The sequence below is a fragment of the Achromobacter aegrifaciens genome (assembly GCF_902859965.1).
Taxonomy (GTDB): domain Bacteria; phylum Pseudomonadota; class Gammaproteobacteria; order Burkholderiales; family Burkholderiaceae_B; genus Achromobacter; species Achromobacter aegrifaciens.
The window spans coordinates 1,604,410-1,621,403 of sequence record NZ_CADIKO010000001.1 but is presented as its reverse complement, the minus strand read 5'-3'; the positions used below and the strand labels follow the sequence as shown (position 1 = coordinate 1,621,403).

Below are 16,994 nucleotides of genomic sequence, written 5' to 3'. Positions count from 1 at the left end.
TATTCTTGGATCAAAAAACCAAGCGTGTCTCTTGGTAGCGGTGGATGGCCCTCCCTGGACGCTTTCCGCTCTCCCGTTACCGGTGCGATGCGTCAGCGGACGACCTGATCAGTGGCAGCGAAACCGGCCATCGACGTGCGCCAACGTCCAATGCTCTGCAAGCGGCTCATTTTCCCACCTCCTGACTCGGAACACCAAGGATGTTGCGCCCTGCTTCAGCTCAAAAAACGGGAGGCACGCAGTTCGGATTGATGGCTGCAGCAGCGGTGATGCCGGGGTGAGATGACGGCTCCTTTGGCCAGCTGGCCGATACCGATAGGAGCCTCGCCATGTCACACCAAGCCTCAGACATCATCACCCCGAAAGCCCTGTTGCTCGATGAGCGGCTGACACCGCTGGAGCGCAACGCCTGGCTGACTTTCCGTTCGCTGGCCAGCAGCGACGGCACCGTGGTTCTCAGCTACGACGCGCTGCGCGGATACCTGCCCAGCGCACCAGGCAGCGAGCGGGCGGCCCTTGAAACCGTTTCCAGGGCCGTGCTGTGCCTGCGGCTGTCCACGTGGATTGCGCTGGTCGAATACCGCCGCAATCCGATGACCGGCTTTTCGATGGCCAGCCGCTATGCAGTACGCAACCAGCCCCTCCCGTTCGACGAAGCTTGCCTGGAGGACGAGGACTATCTGCCCCTGCTGGAACGGGCGCTCGGCCATGCCAGCGCGACGATTGGCCAACTGGCGCAGTCCATTCTTGATGAGGCCGTGCGTCATCCGGACCGGTTGGCTAAGCTGTCTGCAACGATGCAGGAGCGGATCGGGCACTTGCAGCACCGTGGCGATGACCATGATCCGGGTGGTCCTGGTGGCCCAACTCCGCCCGATTCCCGCGTGCCCGAAGCCAGCAGCGACATTCCGAAACCCGTACCCGCGTCTGCGACAGCAGTACGTACTGTACAAAAAGAAGTATTAAAAGAAGTACGTACATACCGGTCACCAACCGAAGTGCAGGCATCGTGGTTGGACGTGCCCATCCGTTTCCGGCAGCTACCGCTGGACCAGCAGCAGATCCTCACCGCGCGTCTCAGGGGCTTGCCTGCGGAGCAGCGCCTGGCCGTGCTGGCCGAGTGGGACGTGCGCTGCGAATCAGGTGGCGTGCGCAACGCCATCGCCTACCTCTACGGGTTGATCAAGAAGGCCGTGGAAGGCGTATTCAAGCTTTGGGCGGCACGCAAACAGGCTTTGCAGCAGACCGCACCCGCACGGGTCGTCAGCAATAGCCCACATGGCTCACCGGCTGCCCCTTCGCCGTCACCCAGCGGCCCGCCTGCATCATCAGGGATCAGCGAGATCGGGCGGTGGCACCTGCAACAGCTCCGGCAGAAGCTGAACCTGCCACCCCGGCCCATCGGGATCGGGCAGGTCATTGCGAGTATGGCTGGCAGCGGGTTGCTGCCAACGCCCCCCAAGAACATGCCCTCTGCTGCAAAGCTCGGACCACTGGGCGCAACATGAAGGCGATGGGGCCGTCACTGCCCACCGCAGTGACGGCCCGGCAAACTGCAGCAGCAATGCGGGTTGGAGCAGCATCGCATTGATGGCTGCGCACATGACGATGCCTCGGCACACTGGCCCAGCAACGACCTGCCGGTGGGTATGAACACCGGAACCCTGACGCAGGTTCCTGCAAGCGCCGACCCGGCCTCACCGGGCGGAACCACCCAGGCACACCCAGGCTCGCTCTGTGTGCCGCCCCACCCATGGGCAGAGCCTTCCTCATCCTCGGTGTGGTTCGTCCCGCCATCGTCGCAACACACATCCCCGTTCCGGGCGCTCGACCTTGCGTGGCCCGCAGACACCTTTTCCACACTGCATCACAGGAGGTACCCATCCCAGCACATCGCGTTGTCGTCCCTTGCCATCCCTCCGCCCGGCCTTCCCACAGGAAGCAAGGCGGACGCCTCATTCGAGGCCACAGGTGAACTGAGCACCTGGCCCTTGCCCTTCGGGGATCTCGCCCTGGCGAGTTGGCACAAACACTGACCTTTGTATCTCAGCCCCAAAGCCGATGGAGGTCCACGCCAATGGACGACCTGACCTATACCCTGCGTCAGCTTTGCCTGCGCAACCGCGACGGCAGCCACGCCACCCAGGCGGACCGGCAACGGTCGCTGAGCCTAGTCGCCCGCCAACTGCGCGAAGCAGGCTTTCGCCAGATGCGGGCCACCTCGCTCAAGGGCAAGCATGTCGAAGCTCTGTTGCAGCGCTGGCAAGCCGAAGGTCTGTCGGCTGGCACGATCAAGAACCGCATGGCGCATCTGCGCTGGTGGGCAGAGAAGATTGGCAAGGCGGGCATCCTGCCAGCGGACAACACCAAGCTGGGCATCCCTGAGCGCCGCTATGTGACCAACGAGAGCAAGGCCAAGGAACTGGGCGACAGGTTGGACAGAGTCACTGATACACACGTTCGCATGAGCCTGCGCCTGCAAGCGGTCTTCGGCCTGCGGCGGGAAGAGTCCATCAAGTTCCAGCCACGCTATGCCGATCGTGGCGACCACATCGCCATCAAAGGTTCATGGGCCAAGGGTGGGCGGGACCGGACGGTGCCGATCATGACACCGGAACAGCGTGCGGTCCTGGACGAAGCTCACCAGCTGTCAGGTTCGGGCTCGCTAATTCCAACTCACAAGACCTACATCCAGCAGCGGCATGTCTACGATGGGCAATGCAAGGCGGCGGGTCTCAGAAACATGCACGGACTGCGGCATCGGTACGCACAGATGCGGTATGAGGCGCTTACGGGGTGGAAGGCACCTGCGGCGGGCGGACCAGCTGCAGGCCAGTTGGGTCCAACAGAGCGCCATAGAGACAAATATGCACGTCTCATGATTAGCCAAGAGCTGGGCCATGATCGATTGGCGATCGTGGCCGTCTACCTCGGCTGAAGATCATGGCAAATCCTGCAAAACCAGGCTAAATCCAGTAAAATTGGCTCTTGTACAAATTGCTGCGAATCCATTGCCATGACCGACCGCTGGCTGAGCGTTGAAGAAATCACCGAACACCTGGGGGTCAGCAAGGACACTGTCTATGCCTGGATCGCTAAGCGCAACATGCCCGCTCACAAAGTGGGCAGACTCTGGAAATTCCAGAGGACGGAAGTCGATGACTGGGTGAAGGCCGGCGGAGCCAGCGACAGTGACGATGCCCGGCAGGAGCGCGATGATGGTTGAGCGCTACCGCCTATCTTTCACCACAGGCGGCCTGTTCCTGCTCGAAGCCCCGGCGATTGCCGAGCACTACCTGACCACACAGGACTGGGAGCAAACACGTTCGCATGTGCGTAGCGGGAACGTATTGCAAGTCAGGACGGCTGCCGCGTCCACCCGCATCAGCAAAGAGTTGATCGCGCGTCTTGAACTACTCGACTTTGAAGAGCTGGAAGTCCTGATCAACTCCAACTTGCGGGACCGAGCCTATCTGCTCTGGGTCGCTGCCTGCCGGCGCTACGCCTTTGTCCGTGACTTTGCCAGGGAAGTGCTGCGCGAGAATTTTCTCGTTCTGAGACGGCAGTTGAGCGCGGCCGACTACGAGGCTTTCGTCAGCGCCAAAGCACTCTGGCATGACGAACTGGACGAATTGGCACAGTCCACCCAACGCAAGATTCGGCAGAACCTGTTCCGCATGTTGCGCGAGGCTGAATTGCTCTCCGAGCAATTGCTGATCCAGCCAACGGTACTGACCCCGCAGCTCGCCCTGCTGCTGGCTCGGCGGGGTGTCGATGAGCTTCTGGTGTTCCCAGCAAGCGACCAAGAGATCAAGAGGTGGCTGAAATGAGCCAAAAGATCAACCAACAGCCGCTGGCAAAACGCTTCGACCATTTGCGCGAGGTCATTGCCAGTCCTCGATTCCTGCAGATGCGGGGGTTGAACAACGACCTGCCCTTTTACATCTGCGAGTTCAAGGCATCGGAGGCCTTCGAGATCCAGCGCATGCGCCGCCAGTTGGTCAACACATTGGCAGGCCTGCAAGTGGAATGCCTGCAGGGCCGGGGCGTCAAGGTGCTGGAGATCAACCTCTACGACCTGACCATCGACATGCTCAAGGCGCGCGAAGGCAGCAGTGAGGGCAGCAATCTGTGGGATGAGATTCTCGCTGCCGAGCCGGAGGTCGAGAAAGAAGCCTTGCAAGAGCTGTTGCAGAACGTCCTGGACATCAAAGGGCATCTGATCCCGGAGATCGGCGAGCGGCTGGCGCAAAGTGACTACGACGTGCTGTTCCTCAGTGGGGTCGGTGAAGTCTTCCCCTATATCCGCTCGCACAACGTGCTGAACAACCTGCAGAGCACCGCCAAGGACAAGCCCACTGTGATGTTCTTCCCGGGGGAGTACCGCCACTCGTTGGAACAAGGGGCGTCCCTGGAGTTGTTCGGGCTGCTGCATGACGACAAGTACTACCGCGCATTCAATATTTTCGACATCCAGGCGTGAGGAAGCACCCGATGAAACTCAAAGGCATTTTCAAGCGCCCGGTCAGCCGTCCGATCGAAGGCGTCATCAAGGCAGACGATGAGGCCAGCCTGTACACGGAGCTCAGCGAGTACGTGCTGACCGACGAAGTCGCCAAGCGCCTTGAGCAATTCCTGGAGGCCTATACCGACTATCAGGTCGCCAACGGCGTGTGGGTGTCGGGCTTCTTCGGTTCGGGCAAGTCGCATCTATTGAAGATGCTGGCCCTACTGCTGGAAAACAGGGCAGTCGACGGCAGTACTGCGCTGGATGTTTTCTTGCCCAAGATTCATCCCGACGACGAGCTGCTGCGCGCAAAGCTGAAACAGGCCGTTGCCATCCCATCCAAGAGCATTCTGTTCAACATTGACCAGAAGGCCGACATCATCAGCAAGACACAGGTCGACGCGCTGCTGTCGGTATTCGTCAAGGTGTTTAATGAAACCTGCGGCTACTACGGCAAGCAGGGCTATATCGCACAGTTTGAGCGCGACCTGGACGGGCGCGGCCAGTTTCAGACCTTCAAGGCAACCTACCAGGCCCTGGCCAAAAAACCGTGGGAACGGGGCCGAGAACAAGCCCTGCTTGAATCGAGCAACATTGCCAAGGCCTACGCCGAGGTCACCGGCGAAGACGCCGCGCATGCCAAGGGCATCCTGGACAAATACCGCAGCCAGTACAGCGTGTCCATCGAAGATTTCGGCAATCAGGTCAAGGCCTGGCTGGACCAGCAACCGGCCAACTTCCGTCTGAACTTCTTCGTTGACGAAGTCGGGCAGTACATCGCCGACAACACCAAGCTCATGACCAACCTGCAGACGGTGGCTGAAAGCCTGGCCACCAAATGCCAGGGCCGTGCCTGGATCATCGTCACCGCCCAGGAGGACATGACCGACGTGCTGGGCGACATGAGCAAGCAGCAAAGCAACGACTTTTCCAAGATCCAGGCCCGCTTTGCCAACCGCCTCAAACTCACCAGTGCCGATGTGGCCGAGGTGATCCAGAAGCGCCTGCTGGCCAAAAACGACGACGGGCGCCAACTGCTGCAGGGTGTGTATGCGCAGCAGGCCAACAACTTCAAGACCTTGTTCGAGTTTGCCGATGGTGGCCAGCGCTATCAGAATTTCCGCGACGAAGAGCATTTCATCTACGCCTACCCTTTCGTTCCCTACCAATTCCCGCTGTTCCAGGCCGCCATTCGCGGGCTGTCGCTGCATAACGGCTTCGAAGGCAAGGCCAACTCGGTCGGCGAGCGCTCCATGCTTGGGGTGTTTCGCGATGTCGCCATGGCAATCGAGAACGAATCGGTCGGTCAGTTGGCCACGTTCGACCGCATGTTCGAGGGCATCCGCAGTGCATTGAAAGGCGGTATCCAGAGTGCCATCAACGTGGCCGAACGCAACCTCAACGATGCGTACGCCGTGCGCGTGCTCAAGGCGCTGTTCCTGGTCAAGTACGTCAAGGAGTTCAAGGCTACGCCACGCAACCTGAGCGTGCTGATGCTGGAGCGCTTTGGCGAGGACATTCCCACCCAGCACAAGAGGCTCGAAGCAGCGCTCAATCTGCTGGAGCAGCAGACCTACATTCAGCGCAATGGTGATGTCTATGAATACCTGACCGACGAAGAAAAAGACGTCGAACAGGAAATCAAGAACACCGACATCGAAAACGCCGATCTGGCCAAGGAGCTTGAAAAGCTGCTGTTCGACGGTGTCATCAAACAACGCAAGATCCGCTACGGTACCGGCCAGGACTACCCCTACACCCGCAAGCTTGACGATCGGGTGCTCAGCCGCGAGCACGAACTGGCCATCCATGTCATCTCGCCGCTGACTGATGGCTTTGACGATTCCGAAGGATTCCTCACGCAGCAGCGCATGCAAAGCATGGGGCGCGATGAGCTGCGGGTGGTCCTACCGGCCGATGCGCGCTTCATGCAAGACCTGGCCATGCACAAGCGCACCGAGAAATACATCCGCCAGAACAGCAATACCCAGCAAGAAACCGTCAAACGCATTCTCGACGCCAAGGGTTCCCAGAACACCGAGCGCCTGAACGATCTACAGGTTCGCGCGCGTGCGCTGCTGGGCAAAGCCAGGCTCATCATCAACGCGTCAGACGTGGACGTTGGCGGCGAAGATGGCCAGACCCGCGTGCTCAAGGGGTTCGAGCAACTGGTGCAGACCGCCTACCCCAACCTGCGCATGTTGCGCGATGATGTGGTATTTGCCGAAGCCGACATCGGCAAATACCTGCGCATGGCCAAGGATGGCTTGCTGGCCAACGACGCCGCCAGCCTGACCGAGCCGGAGCAGGAGTTGTTGGCCTTCATCCAGAGCAATGCCCGTGGCGGCGTGCGTACTACGGTCAAGAGCTTGCTTGAGCACTTCGAGCGCAAGAACTACGGCTGGTACCACGCCGCCATCCTGTGCAACCTGTCCCTGCTGTGCGCACGGGGCAAGGTCGAGGTCCGGCAGGACAGCAACCCGCTTGAAGACGATGCGCTGGAACGCGGCTTGCTCAATACCCATGCCCATCCCTCGCTGGTGCTGGAGCCGCAGATCGAGTTCAGCGCCTCACAAGTGCGCACGCTCAAGGAGTTCTATGCCGAGTTCTTCGATCAGCCCGCCGCCGGCAACGAAGCCCGGGCACTGGCCCGTGAAACCGTCGATGCACTGAAAACGCTGGAAACCGAATTGAGTGCCCTGCATGGGCAAAAAGCGCAATACCCCTTCCTGGGCGCATTGGCACCGGTGCTGACCACCTTGAAGGACATGGCCGGCAAAAACCCGAATTGGTTTCTGACGGATCTGGCCCGGGCCGAAGATGCACTGCTGGACACCAAGGAGAGCACCATCGACCCGCTGCGGCGCTTCATGCGCAGTCCGCAGAAAGCCATTTACGACCAGGCACGCCAATTGGTCGCCGAGCAGGAAGACAACTTCGCCTACATTGGCGCTGCCGAAGTCGATGCGGTGCGAGGTTTGCTGGATGACAAATGCCCCTGGCAAGGCAACCGCCTGCAACAGATCAAACCGCAGCTGGATGCTCTGCAGCACGCCATTGAGCAGCAGTTGGCGCAGGAAAAGGGACAGGCCAATGATCGCCTTTTGGAGCTGGAACAGCGCCTGCAAGACGCGACGGAATTCGGCCAGCTGAACCCGACTGACCGCAAGCGGCTCATCCAGCCCTTCGACGACGCTCGGCAAAGCATCCAGGCCCACAAGCGCATCGCCATGATCCGCGACCAACTGCGCCGATTTGAAGACGAGGACTACCCCCGGTTGCTGCTGCAACTGGAACAACTTGCCCGGCCTGCGTCGCCCGATCCTGCGCCACACCCCGCATTACCTGGCCCCGGCGGTGCGACTCCCCCATCCACGCCAGCCCCTGAGCCCAAGCTGGTGCCCGCACGCACCATCAAGGTCAGCTATGCCAAGCCGTGGCTGGCGTCGGAGGCCGAGTTGGACGACTACCTGCGAAAGCAGCGTGAAGCCTGGCTGAAGGAAATCCAGGCCGGCAATCGGGTACAGATCTGAGACAAAGGGAGACAGCGACATGGCCAATGAAGTCATCCAGCGCATGCAAAACCATCTTGATGCATTGGCGCAGGGGATACCCGGTGAAAACATCGAGTTCTGGTACGCCCGCGACCTGCAGGAACCCCTCGGCTATGCCCGCTGGGAGAACTTCATGACCGCCATCCGGCGGGCTATGGAGGCTTGTGAATCAACGGGTTACAGCGTGGACGACCATTTTCGTGGCGTCACGAAAATGGTCCCTCTTGGCAGCGGTGCCGAGCGCCCGGTCGACGATTTCATGCTCACCCGCTACGCCTGCTATCTCGTCGCGATGAACGGCGACCCCCGCAAGGAGGCCATCGCGTTCGCCCAGAGTTACTTCGCCACTCAGACCCGAAAGCAGGAGCTGATCGAGGAGCGCATGCGTCTGCAGGCTCGCCTGGATGCACGCGACCGCCTGCGCGAATCGGAAAAATCCCTGTCCCAGAACATCTATGAACGGGGCGTGGACGACGCCGGCTTCGGTCGCATTCGCTCCAGGGGCGATACCGCCTTGTTCGGCGGCAACAGCACCCAGAAGATGAAAGACCGTCTGGGGGTTGCCCCGGCCCGGCCGCTGGCGGACTTCCTGCCAACCCTCACCATCGCGGCCAAGAACCTGGCCACGGAGATGACCAACCACAACGTGCAACAGGCGAATCTGCACGGCGAAACCCGCATCACCGACGAGCACGTGCAGAACAACCTCAGCGTGCGCGGCATGCTCGGCCAGCGAGGCATCCAGCCCGAGCATCTGCCGGCGGAGGAAGACATCAAGAAGCTGGAGCGACGGGTGAAGTCCGACGAAAAGAAACTCGAAAAACGCTCGGGCAAGCTGCCGGGCAAGAAGGCCGACTGATGGACACCAGCAAACTCAAGAAATTCGCCCAGTTTGCCCGCCGCACGCTGCGTGAGCAGGTCAGCGCCAAGCTGACCCTAGTGCTGTCGCCCAATAGCGCGGCCCGGCGCGAAAGCCCGCAAGCTGTGAAGAAGTTGGAAGAAGCCATTGCACAAAGCGGTGGCCAGGATCCGGTCATCGAGCGCGTGGCCTACACCTGGTTCAACCGCTTCTGCGCCCTGCGTTTCATGGATGTGAACCGCTACACGCGCATTGGCGTGGTGTCGCCCGCCGAAGGCCAGTTCCAGCCGGAGATCCTGCTCGAAGCCAAGATGGGCCACTTCGACGAAGACATGGTGCCACCCAAGGCGCGGCAGAAAATCGCCGATCTGCTGGCAGGCCGCACGCCCAGCCATGACGGCCAGGGCGAGGCTTATCGCCTGCTGGTGGTCGCCGCCTGCAATGCCTGGCATCAGGCCATGCCGTTCCTGTTCGAGCGCATCGACGACTACACCGAGCTGCTGATGCCTGACGACCTGCTGTCGGGCACCTCCATCCTTGCCTACACCCGTGAGGCCATGACGCCCGATGCCTGCACAGACGTGGAAGTCATCGGTTGGCTTTACCAGTTCTACATCTCGGAGAAGAAGGATGCCGTCTTCGAGGGGCTGAAGAAGAATCAGAAGATCACGCCGGAGAACATTCCCGCAGCTACCCAGCTGTTCACCCCGCATTGGATCGTGCGCTACTTGGTGGACAACTCGCTGGGCCGGCTGTGGCTGCTTAACCGTCCCGTCTCAAAGCTGGCCGAGCAAATGGCTTACTACATCCCGCCGGAAAAGCCCGAGACCAATTTCCTCCGTATCAACGGCCCGCAGGATATTAAGGTCTGCGACCCGGCCTGCGGCTCCGGGCATATGCTCACCTACGCCTTCGACCTGCTCTACGCTATGTACGAAGAGGAAGGTTTCGATCCGGCGCAGATCCCGGAACTGATCCTCACTCACAACCTGTACGGCATCGAGCTGGACGAGCGCGCTGGTGAGCTGGCGGCCTTCGCGCTGAGCATGAAGGCACGCGCTCGCCAGCGGCGCTTTTTCAACAAGCGCATCAAGCCCAACATCTGCGTGCTGGAAAAGGCCAGCTTCGAGCGCGACGAGCTGGACGAGTACATGAGCGTTACAGACCGCGACCTGTTTACCCACGAACTGCGCGAAACCCTGCAACAGTTCAACGAGGCTGACAACTTCGGCTCGCTGATCCGCCCACGCCTGGGCAGCGTGGCCGATACACTGGCGACGCTGGAAGCCAAGGACATGGGCGGCAATCTGTTCCTGGCGGAAACCCATCGCAAGGTGTTGACTGTGCTGCGCATGGCCGAATACCTGGGCCCGCGCTATCACGTGGTCGTTGCCAACCCGCCGTACATGGGCGGCAAGGGCATGAATGGTCGGTTGAGCGCGTGGGCCAAGGAGAACTACCCCAGCAGCAAGTCCGACCTATTTGCGATGTTCATCGAGCGGAACCTGGACATGGTATTGCCGGGGGGCGCAGTGGCGATGATCACCATGCAGAGCTGGATGTTCCTTTCGTCGTTCGAGGCTTTGCGCAGCCGCATCCTCAACCAGCACACCATTCTTTCCATGGCACACCTGGGGGCGCGGGCCTTCGACAGCATTGGCGGCGAAGTCGTTTCCACCACGGCCTTTGTGCTGGAGAACGCACACAAGCCGGACTATCGGGGCGCGTATCTGCGACTGGTGGATGGCAACTCGGAAGCGGAGAAGATGGAAATGCTGACCAAGGCTATCGAACAAGGCAGGGCGAAATGATCAGCAAGCTGTACCTCAAAAATTTCATCGCCTTCACCGATCTGAGCATTGACTTCTCGCCAGGCATCAACATCGTCATCGGCGAAAACGGCACGGGCAAGACCCAGCTGCTCAAAGCCATACTGGCCCTGAGTGGCGCGGAAGCCCATGGCGCACAGACCGATGAGCAACTGGCCCGCAAGCTGTGCCGCCTCTACCACCCGCTCAGCGGGCAGGTAGGCGGGCTGCGCCGTGCCGGTACAAGAGGGAAGTCAGTACTCAAAGGCACCTTTGCATCAGAGCAAGTGGTCACAGCCAAGTTCTATGGCAAGGACACCGCAGCCAAGGTCACCGCTACCAGCGGTGATGCGCCGGCGCCCGCCATCTTCATTCCGACCAAAGAGGTGTTGTCGCTGGTGCGGGGCCTTACGGCAGAGCAGCCCGACCTACCCACCATCGAACGCATCTTCGACGATGGCTATCTGGATCTGGCCAACCACCTGGCCAAAGAAGGCAGATCCGACTTGGACGCTAAAGTTCAACTCGATCCACGCTTTGCCAGCATCGTGCCTCGTCTGACCAATCTGATTGACGGGCAATACCTGCTGGAAAACGGCCGCTTCGTCTTCGAGGCTGGCCGCTACGTGGAGAAGGATGCCGCCACGCGCAGCAAGGCCCAGCATGCGCAGATGTACCAGGACAGCACCGAATGGAAATTCGTGCCCAGCAGCAAACAGCACCTGTCCAGCGGCATGACGGCCGAGGGATTCCGCAAAATTGGCGTGCTTCAGCGACTCCTCAGCAATGGCAGTCTTAATCCCGGCATCACCGGCCCGCTGCTATGGGATGAACCCGAATCCAACCTCAATCCCAAGCTGATGAAGGATCTGGTGCAGGTGCTATTGGAACTGGCTCGCAACGGTCAGCAAATTATCCTTGCCACCCATGACTATGTGCTGCTCAAGTGGTTTGACCTGTTGATGGACAAGGGCAAGGGAGATCAGGTTGCCTTCCATCGCCTGTACCGTGATTCCGGCAGTGATGATGTTCAGCGAGAAAGTCAGTCGGACTACGCCATTGTTGCTCGAAGCGCTATCAGCAGCGCTTTCGCAGAGCTGTACGATGAAGACGTTAAGCGTGCACTGGGGAGCGACTAATGCAGACCTACCGTGCCGAGGAGAACGCTGAGCTTCTGTTTAGTTTTCCTGATGAATTGATTTGGAGCGAGCTGGATAAACAGGGCGTCAAGCTACCCGTGCGAATGAAGTTCGTTGATCTGGTGATTGAGCGTGATCAGGACATCCTGCTGGTTGAAATTAAGGATCCATCTCACACAAAAAGCCAAGACAAAGACCGAAATGCATACTTGAAGCGCCTGTCTGACAACTCCGTTCTAACGCAAGAGCTGACGCCTAAGGCACGTGACTCTTACCTCTACCTGCATCTGATGGAACGAGACAGCAAGCCGTTCAAATACGTAGTTTTGCTTGGCCTGGATGCGTTTGACTCGGATCGCCAGAAAGCACTCATGTTCGGCTTCAAGGACCGCCTGCTGACTGACATCCGGGAGGAATCATTCGAGGCATGGAAGCGCAAGCACATTGCTGACTGCGTAGTGCTTTCAGTTGAATCATGGAATCAGCAGTTTCCAGAGTGGCAGGTGCGACGCGAAGCGCCTTTCGAAGCAGTTGCAGAGGCCATCCAATGATTGCCATTCACCTTAATCATCGTCAAATCAGCGACAGCCGCATCCGCACCCTGTTCAAGGACAGTTGGGCCCGTGATGTGCTGCGGGTCAAAGGTGGCGTGACCGACTATTGCGTCATCGGCGAAATAGATATTCAGGCTCTGCGCCAGTTCCAGAGCAGCTGCCGCTCGCCGGGCAAGCCGTTCAAGCCGGTGTCCGATGGGTTCGAGATTGATTTTGGCCGCAAGATATTGCCGGTGGGAGAAGCAGAATGAGCGGAGATCAGAACAGCAACCGTGAGCATGGGATGGAAAAGTATTTTTTCCGGGCTTCGACTGTGGACTTCAAGAAGATTCCAAGCGCCCCAATTGCGTATTGGGTATACCAATCGGTACTGGATCACTTTGCAGGCGACAAGAAGCTTGAAGACATTTCAAAGCCTAAGCAAGGAGCAACCACATCAAATAACAGCAGATTTCTGCGTGTCTGGCACGAAATTTCTCAAAGCGATTTTGGGATGAAGCTAGGTAGTCTGAAGGCTGCTTCAGATAGTCGGAAAAAGTGGTTCCCTTATAACAAAGGCGGGGAGTTCCGTCGCTGGTACGGAAATCAGGATTTCGTCATCAATTACAAGAATGACGGACAAGAGATAAAGGATTTTCATGAGGAGCTCAACAAAACAAGTCCAGGCGGCCGTCTCAAGAATCAGGATTGCTATTTCAAGTCTAGCGTAAGCTGGTCAAAGATTTCGAGCGGAACATTCGCTGCGAGATACTTTCCGCAAGGTTTTATCTTCGACGTTGCAGGATCTGCAATTTTTTTTGATACAGATGAGTCAGCCGCCTACTTTACTGGACTATTAAATACCCGATATGTCAGATACGTACTTGGTGCCCTTTCTCCAACACTCAATTTTGAAGCTGAGCATTTATGCAAAATTCCAGTTATTCGTGATGTACATACCGAAATGCAAGTCAACCCTTTGGTTGAAGATCTAATTCTGAGATCAAAGGACGACTGGGATTCAGTAGAAACTTCCTGGGACTTCACCAGCCTCCCGCTGCTGCGCTCCGGCCACTGCCAACCCACGCTCAAGGCCAGCTACCAGAAGCTCCGCGCCCACTGGCGCGAGATGACGCTGAAAATGCAACGCCTGGAGGAGGAAAACAACCGCATCTTCATCGACGCCTACGGCCTGCAAGATGAACTGACGCCCAAAGTGCCGCTGGAAGAGATCACCCTCACCTGCAACCCGCACTACCGCTACGGCGGTGACAAGAGCGAAGACGAGCTGGAAGCCCTGCTGCTGGCCGACACCATGCGCGAGCTGGTGAGTTACGCCGTGGGCTGCATGTTCAGCCGCTACAGCCTGGACAAGCCGGGGCTGATTTTGGCCAACCAGGGCGACACGTTGCATGAGTACTTGGCGCAAGTTCCAAATCCGAAGTTCTTGCCGGATGAGGACAACGTCATTCCAATGATGAATGCGTTTGGTGACGATCGCGACGATGACTGGTTTTCCGACGACATCACCTCGCGCTTGCGCCAGTTCCTGCGCGTGGCGTTTGGCGATGCGCATTACGTGGACAACCTGGCGTTCATCGAGAAGGCGCTCAACGTTAAGGGTAAGCGCAACTATGGCCTGCGCGATTACCTGCTAGGCGAGTTCTATGCCGATCATGTGAAACGCTACAAGAAGCGACCAATCTACTGGCTGTTCTCCAGCCCGAAGGGCAGCTTCAATGCACTGATTTACATGCACCGCTATCGCCCGGATACGGTGAGCGTGGTGCTGCGCTATCTGCGCGACTACCGCGAAAAGCTCGCCATCGAGAAAGAACGCCAAGCCGCCATCAGTATCAACCCGGGCAGCAGCCAGGGCGACAAGACCCGTGCCTTGAAGGAAACCGAACGCTTGAATAAGGTGCTGGCCGAGCTGGAAGACTACGAGCGTGACGTGCTCTACCCATTGGCTACCCAGCAGGTGCAGATCGACCTGGACGACGGAGTGAAGGTGAACTACCTCAAGTTCGAGGGTGCACTGAAGAAGATTCCAGGCCTGGCCGCAAAGGACGAGGACTGACATGAGTAACAGCCGAATCCACGAGGCGCTGACCAACCTGTTCAACAAGCAGCGCATCGTGTTCTGGTACGACACGCGCCGGGAGTTTCGGGGCGAGTTCGAAACGCTGACGCTGCCCGAGGTGGAAAAAATCGAACTGGCCAACAACGAGTTCGGCGTGAAGTACCGCGTGCTGCGGGAGCAGGCGCAGCAGAAGTTCCTGCTTTACCGGGAGGGGTCCGAGCCTGCCCATCTGGACAACTGGCTGCTGGACGTGCAGTTGGCGAGCGGCCGCACCTTCCAGACCGATCAAGTGGCCCTGTGGTTGGCGGAGTTGGGCCTGGGGCCGAACGATTACGCACTGCTGGAGAAACACAAGGCTTTCTTCGAGTCCACCAAGCGGCGCGAAGCCCTGCTGGAGCTGTTGCGACCCGGCGATTCGCAGCCACAGTTGCAGCGCAAGATACTGGCCGTGTGTGCGGGCTGCGAGCCCCGCCTGGACGTCATCCTGGAAACCCTGCTGGCCGAGTTGGCCCAGGAGGGCGATGCACGCATCAAGCTGGTCGAACGTTCCAACCTGAAGGGCTACCTCTGGGAGCAGATGAATCGCGCCTATGGCTACGACTCGCAGCAGCCGGGACTGCAGGATTTTGTCATCGAGCTGTTCAAGAACAGCTTCCTGACCGGGATTGATGCTTCCTACACCAGTACCTTGTCCGCCGAGTCGCTGGTGTTCCTGCGCCGCTGGAAAGACAGCCGCTCGCACAAAGCCAGTTTCGAGGCACTGTCCGAGCGATGCGCCGAGATCCTGCAAATCAACGAGAAACTGCAGGCGCTGGATTATCGCCAGTTGGCAGATCTGGATTACTTCGAGCTGATCGATCGCAAGATCCTCAGCGAGCTGGTGCATGCGGTGGTGGCGCGCACCATCACGGCCGCCGAGGTGGAGCAGTGGGTGCGCCAGCGCCGGCAGAGCCATTGGTTCGAGAATTTCGAACAGGTGTATCTGGCACTGGAACACGCCGCCCAGTTCATGCATCTGCTGGACACGACGCCGCTGGAGATGCGTTCGCTGGATGACGGTGTGCGCAAGTACGCAGCCCACTGGTTCCGGCTGGATCAGCGCTATCGCAAGTTTATCTATCACTTGCGCGAATCCGGCCAGGCGTCGCTGCTTGGGCAACTGGCAACCAGCATCGAGAACCTGTACAGCACCAACTACCTGGCTCGCCTCAACAATCAGTGGCAACAGCATGTGGACGCCGCGCAGCATTGGAAGGTGGAGTCGGCACCGCTGCAGCGTGACTTTGCCAAACGCTATGTCCAGCCTTTTCTGGAGCGCAAGGCTAAGGTGTGCGTGCTGATTTCCGATGCCTTCCGTTACGAAATAGGTGAAGAGCTGCAGAGCCTGATCCGGCAGGAAGACAAGTACGAGGCCAGCCTGGAGCCGATGCTGTCGATGTTGCCCAGTTACACGCAATTGGGCATGGCGGCGCTGCTGCCGAACACGCGCCTTGCACTGGCCGATGGCGACAGCGGTGATGCGCTGGTCGATGGCCAGAGCGCACAGGGTTCGGCCAACCGGCGCAGGATACTGGCCGCTGCGGTACCGGCCTCAACGGTGGTGCTGGCTAAGGACGTGCTGGCCATGGGCAAGGAAGATTCCCGCGCCTTGGTACGCGACCATGATGTGGTTTACGTCTATCACAACTTGATCGACAAGACCGGCGATACCCGGGATACCGAAGAGCGTGTGTTCGCTGCCGCACAGGAGACGCTGGAAGAGCTGATCCGGGTGATCAAGAAGCTGTTCAACGCCAATGCCAGCAATCTGTTGCTGACGGCAGACCATGGCTTCATCTATCAGCACCACCCGCTGCAGGAAAGCGACTTCCTCAGCAGCGAACCAGAAGGCGAGCAGATTCTCTATCGGGACCGACGTTTCGTGCTGGGCAAGGGCCTGCGTGAAGGGGCAGGCTTCAAGACCTTCCTGCCCGCGCAATTGGGACTGGACGGCTCGTTGGAAGTGCAGATCCCGAAATCCATCAACCGCCTACGGCTCAAGGGTTCCGGCAGCCGGTTCGTGCATGGCGGAGCCACCTTGCAGGAGGTAGTGATCCCGCTGCTGCATATCAACAAGAAGCGCCAAAGCGACGTAGGCCGCGTGGAGGTGGATTTCATTGGCGATGGGGGCAAGACCATCACCACGGGGCAATTGGCCGTGGTGCTGTACCAGCGTGAAGCCATCACGGAGAAACGCCAGCCCCGGCGTCTGCGTGCAGGCCTGTACACGCTCGCGGGAGAGTTGATCTCTGATCAGCATGAACTGCGGTTCGATTTCACCTCGGACAATCCGCGCGAGCGCGAATTGCCGTTGCGCCTGCTGCTCAGCCGCAAGGCTGACGAAGCCAATAATCAGCAGGTGGAGTTGCGGCTTGAGGAGCCCGTCGAGGGTACTTCGCATCACACCAAGTACAAGGCGGTACGCTACACCATCCGCCGATCCTTCACCAGCGAATTCGATTTCTAGGCGAG

The 16,994-nt window shown here is 59.1% G+C and carries 13 protein-coding genes; all 13 read left to right on the top strand.

Going from position 1 to position 16,994, the window contains the following annotated elements; all coding sequences use genetic code 11:
• The first annotated feature begins 329 nt into the window (after positions 1–329).
• The 13 genes from HV793_RS07530 (at position 330) to pglZ (ending at position 16,989) form a co-directional block, all read left to right on the top strand.
• Positions 330–1,508 (top strand): STY4528 family pathogenicity island replication protein, encoded by a 1,179-nt coding sequence (locus HV793_RS07530; RefSeq protein ID WP_175212946.1) that lies wholly within the window; start codon positions 330–332, stop codon positions 1,506–1,508.
• Between the two features lie 569 nt (positions 1,509–2,077).
• Positions 2,078–2,938 carry a phage integrase N-terminal domain-containing protein gene (locus HV793_RS07525; RefSeq protein ID WP_175212945.1) on the top strand — a complete coding sequence of 287 codons (861 nt, stop codon included), beginning with the start codon at positions 2,078–2,080 and terminating at the stop codon, positions 2,936–2,938.
• Positions 2,939–3,016: 78 nt separating this feature from the next.
• On the top strand, positions 3,017–3,226 hold the full coding sequence (mads1, locus tag HV793_RS07520) for a methylation-associated defense system helix-turn-helix domain-containing protein MAD1 (protein ID WP_076518291.1): 210 nt from the start codon (positions 3,017–3,019) through the stop codon (positions 3,224–3,226).
• Positions 3,219–3,830 carry a DUF1819 family protein gene (locus HV793_RS07515; RefSeq protein ID WP_175212944.1) on the top strand — a complete coding sequence of 204 codons (612 nt, stop codon included), beginning with the start codon at positions 3,219–3,221 and terminating at the stop codon, positions 3,828–3,830. Before mads1 ends, HV793_RS07515 begins: the two co-directional genes overlap by 8 nt.
• A complete protein-coding gene (locus HV793_RS07510) occupies positions 3,827–4,483 on the top strand; it encodes a DUF1788 domain-containing protein (RefSeq protein ID WP_175212943.1) in 657 nt (218 codons plus the stop codon). Before HV793_RS07515 ends, HV793_RS07510 begins: the two co-directional genes overlap by 4 nt.
• Positions 4,484–4,494: 11 nt before the next feature.
• Entirely contained in the window at positions 4,495–8,040 is a 3,546-nt protein-coding gene (gene brxC / locus HV793_RS07505; RefSeq protein WP_175212942.1) for a BREX system P-loop protein BrxC, read from the top strand.
• A 19-nt stretch (positions 8,041–8,059) separates the two neighbouring features.
• Complete coding sequence (gene dinD, locus HV793_RS07500) at positions 8,060–8,920, top strand: DNA damage-inducible protein D (protein WP_175212941.1); 861 nt, start codon at positions 8,060–8,062, stop codon at positions 8,918–8,920.
• Complete coding sequence (pglX, locus tag HV793_RS07495; RefSeq protein ID WP_175212940.1) at positions 8,920–10,731, top strand: BREX-1 system adenine-specific DNA-methyltransferase PglX; 1,812 nt, start codon at positions 8,920–8,922, stop codon at positions 10,729–10,731. Before dinD ends, pglX (HV793_RS07495) begins: the two co-directional genes overlap by 1 nt.
• On the top strand, positions 10,728–11,867 hold the full coding sequence (locus tag HV793_RS07490; protein WP_175212939.1) for an AAA family ATPase: 1,140 nt from the start codon (positions 10,728–10,730) through the stop codon (positions 11,865–11,867). Before pglX (HV793_RS07495) ends, HV793_RS07490 begins: the two co-directional genes overlap by 4 nt.
• Entirely contained in the window at positions 11,867–12,418 is a 552-nt protein-coding gene (locus HV793_RS07485) for a hypothetical protein (RefSeq protein WP_175212938.1), read from the top strand. The genes HV793_RS07490 and HV793_RS07485 overlap by 1 nt, the downstream gene beginning before the upstream one ends.
• Positions 12,415–12,672 (top strand): hypothetical protein, encoded by a 258-nt coding sequence (locus HV793_RS07480; RefSeq protein WP_217481761.1) that lies wholly within the window; start codon positions 12,415–12,417, stop codon positions 12,670–12,672. Before HV793_RS07485 ends, HV793_RS07480 begins: the two co-directional genes overlap by 4 nt.
• Positions 12,669–14,480 (top strand): BREX-1 system adenine-specific DNA-methyltransferase PglX, encoded by a 1,812-nt coding sequence (gene pglX / locus HV793_RS07475; RefSeq protein WP_175212937.1) that lies wholly within the window; start codon positions 12,669–12,671, stop codon positions 14,478–14,480. The genes HV793_RS07480 and pglX (HV793_RS07475) overlap by 4 nt, the downstream gene beginning before the upstream one ends.
• A gap of 1 nt (position 14,481) precedes the next feature.
• Positions 14,482–16,989, top strand: coding sequence for a BREX-1 system phosphatase PglZ type A (gene pglZ / locus HV793_RS07470; RefSeq protein ID WP_175212936.1), 2,508 nt, complete (start codon positions 14,482–14,484; stop codon positions 16,987–16,989).
• Positions 16,990–16,994: the final 5 nt, after the last annotated feature.